This window comes from Citrobacter sp. Cb041 (genome assembly GCF_030336655.1).
GTDB classification, from domain to species: Bacteria; Pseudomonadota; Gammaproteobacteria; order Enterobacterales; family Enterobacteriaceae; genus Citrobacter; species Citrobacter braakii.
On the sequence record NZ_JAOWDD010000035.1, the window covers coordinates 1 to 2,488 of the forward strand.

A 2,488-nucleotide genomic window follows, 5' to 3' on the forward strand; every position below is an offset into this window, starting at 1 on the left:
ATAAACATAAATCGGGTCAAACGTCCCGGCAGGGTGTACCAGAATATAATCCCTGAATGGGCGTTCTCCCGGTGCTGGCGTTTCCGTTGACCACGGGCTGTTGATTTCACTTTCAGGGTAAACCAGCACACTCGGAGGGACGTATACATTGTCCCAATTCCCGGTATTGGAAGGAGATTCATACCCAGGATCGTCTGGTGTCCAAACAATCGTTGGCTTACTTGCGCCATCCTCCCAGAACTCATAGTTCCCGGTGGTACTGTTCTTCTGAAGCATTCGAACCGGAACTTTGTCCTGCCCACCTCCGGCGCTGACATGAAAACCTTTCGGCCTTATCATCCCGTTTTGCTCTGCTTCCCAGCGAAAGCGAACGCGCGTTGGAACATCTTCTTTATTCCGTGCGGCCTGCTCAAGCCGCATTTTATCGATGTAGTCCTGTTCGCCGCTGTTGAGTTTTGGCGAGTAGAATATGCCAAACAGAAAAACGGTGGTGGGGTTGGGGACTATCCAACGGCCAGCAGCAGAAAGATTTCCCCCGATTTTTTGCAATGCTGTATATCCGGCTTCGGTCGCTGCACCCGTAGTTATCCCGGTCGTTGTCGCTATTCCTGCCGCCGCTGCGGCTTTGGTTGTGTCCGGTGAGTTGAAGAGACGTTTGTACCAGGGGCGATTATCTTCCAGTGGTGGGGTTGGTTCGTCTGGTTTGTGTTTCTTTGCTACCTGCGCGTGCTGAACAGGCTCTTCCTTTGTTTGTTCTGTCTGAGGCGCAGCACGGTAATAGCCTGCATGACCAAAATTATCGAGTCGCTCTTGCTCAGTACCAGCATCGGTGCAGCCTTCACCACGAAGACAGGATTTCGCGTAAACTGCAACAGGCAAAGGCGCAACAATGGCGGAAGATTACGGGGAAGATGAACTCGGAACAACTGCACCCATTGCTGTGTTCGATGTTCTGGTTCCAGCCCCTCTGCGTGTTTCGTAGGTTTGCACCATTATTTGCGGAATAATTTTTGCCTTGTAAGGGCAACTGCTGAAACTGTCCAGACTAAAGCCCAGCCGATGGAATCTACATATTCATGCTCAAGGCAATGTTAACTTACTTTTCGGCCTTGTCGGAATGCTTCACGCGCTTCGTTCAAACTCATAACATTTGCTCCCCCTTTGTAGTCAGGCTCTTCTGTTTGAATAGGATCATCTTCCCATGTGCAAACGGGGCAAATCTCATAGCTCCCTTCTTCGGGAAATTCATATTGTCCACAGCAAGGGCAAGAGTGTACCAGCTCCATCATTTTCAAACCTCGCCACCTGAAATCTGGTAGTCAAGATCGTCCTGGTAGAATTCTTTACCTAAAATCCTTTCAATGGCTCTAACTTTTTGTTCGGTTAGATTCCATCCCCCAAGCCCAGCAACAAAGTCGTTATAGTCTTCTTCACTCCACTCCATAACGTGGCTAACTTCAGGAAGTTTTTCTTTAGGCACTTCAACCTCAAAAATAAGTAGCTCATCTACACGATCAAATGCATCAACAGTATAAATAATTGTCATTTTTCTACCCTTCTTGTTGGATCTGCTGGTTTCGTCTGCTCCCCTGATACAGGATCAAATTCCCCGAGATGGTTACGACCTGAGCGATCATACATTTCAACTGTACCGTGCTGTGAATCCCACTCAAAAATACGCCCTTTAGAATCCTTCCATCTTGAACGTAACGTTCCCCCACCTTTTACTGGTGTTCTTTTCTTCGCCGTTTTAGCGTCCGGAAATGCGGGTAATGGCGGTGTACCACGTGGAGCCACGTGATACTTATGATCTGCATTCAGATAAACATAAATCGGGTCAAACGTCCCGGCAGGGTGTACCAGAATATAATCCCTGAATGGGCGTTCTCCCGGTGCTGGCGTTTCCGTTGACCACGGGCTGTTGATTTCACTTTCAGGGTAAACCAGCACACTCGGAGGGACGTATACATTGTCCCAATTCCCGGTATTGGAAGGAGATTCATACCCAGGATCGTCTGGTGTCCAAACAATCGTTGGCTTACTTGCGCCATCCTCCCAGAACTCATAGTTCCCGGTGGTACTGTTCTTCTGAAGCATTCGAACCGGAACTTTGTCCTGCCCACCTCCGGCGCTGACATGAAAACCTTTCGGCCTTATCATCCCGTTTTGCTCTGCTTCCCAGCGAAAGCGAACGCGCGTTGGAACATCTTCTTTATTCCGTGCGGCCTGCTCAAGCCGCATTTTATCGATGTAGTCCTGTTCGCCGCTGTTGAGTTTTGGCGAGTAGAATATGCCAAACAGAAAAACGGTGGTGGGGTTGGGGACTATCCAACGGCCAGCAGCAGAAAGATTTCCCCCGATTTTTTGCAATGCTGTATATCCGGCTTCGGTCGCTGCACCCGTAGTTATCCCGGTCGTTGTCGCTATTCCTGCCGCCGCTGCGGCTTTGGTTGTGTCCGGTGAGTTGAAGAGACGTTTGTACCAGGGG

At 49.6% G+C, this 2,488-nt stretch carries 4 protein-coding genes; all 4 read right to left on the bottom strand.

The genetic code is table 11. The features are described from left to right. On the bottom strand, positions 1-879 hold an 879-nt coding region (locus OGV52_RS08725; protein ID WP_287108378.1), incomplete at its 3' end, for an S-type pyocin domain-containing protein. 212 nt (positions 880-1,091) lie between these two features. Beyond that, on the bottom strand, positions 1,092-1,286 hold the full coding sequence (locus tag OGV52_RS08730; protein ID WP_287108381.1) for a CPCC family cysteine-rich protein: 195 nt from the start codon (positions 1,284-1,286) through the stop codon (positions 1,092-1,094). A 5-nt stretch (positions 1,287-1,291) separates the two neighbouring features. Beyond that, positions 1,292-1,546, bottom strand: a complete 255-nt coding sequence (locus tag OGV52_RS08735) for a pyocin S6 family toxin immunity protein (RefSeq protein ID WP_047358510.1) — start codon at positions 1,544-1,546, stop codon at positions 1,292-1,294. Continuing rightward, positions 1,543-2,488, bottom strand: a 946-nt coding sequence (locus OGV52_RS08740; RefSeq protein WP_287108380.1) for an S-type pyocin domain-containing protein, incomplete at its 5' end; no start/stop codon positions are given. The genes OGV52_RS08735 and OGV52_RS08740, both read right to left, overlap by 4 nt.

Coding starts and splice junctions, on each gene's coding strand:
- OGV52_RS08730 (WP_287108381.1), bottom strand. CDS start 1,286: ATGGAGCTGGTACACTCTTGCCCTTGCTGTGGACAATATGAATTTCCC.
- OGV52_RS08735 (WP_047358510.1), bottom strand. CDS start 1,546: ATGACAATTATTTATACTGTTGATGCATTTGATCGTGTAGATGAGCTA.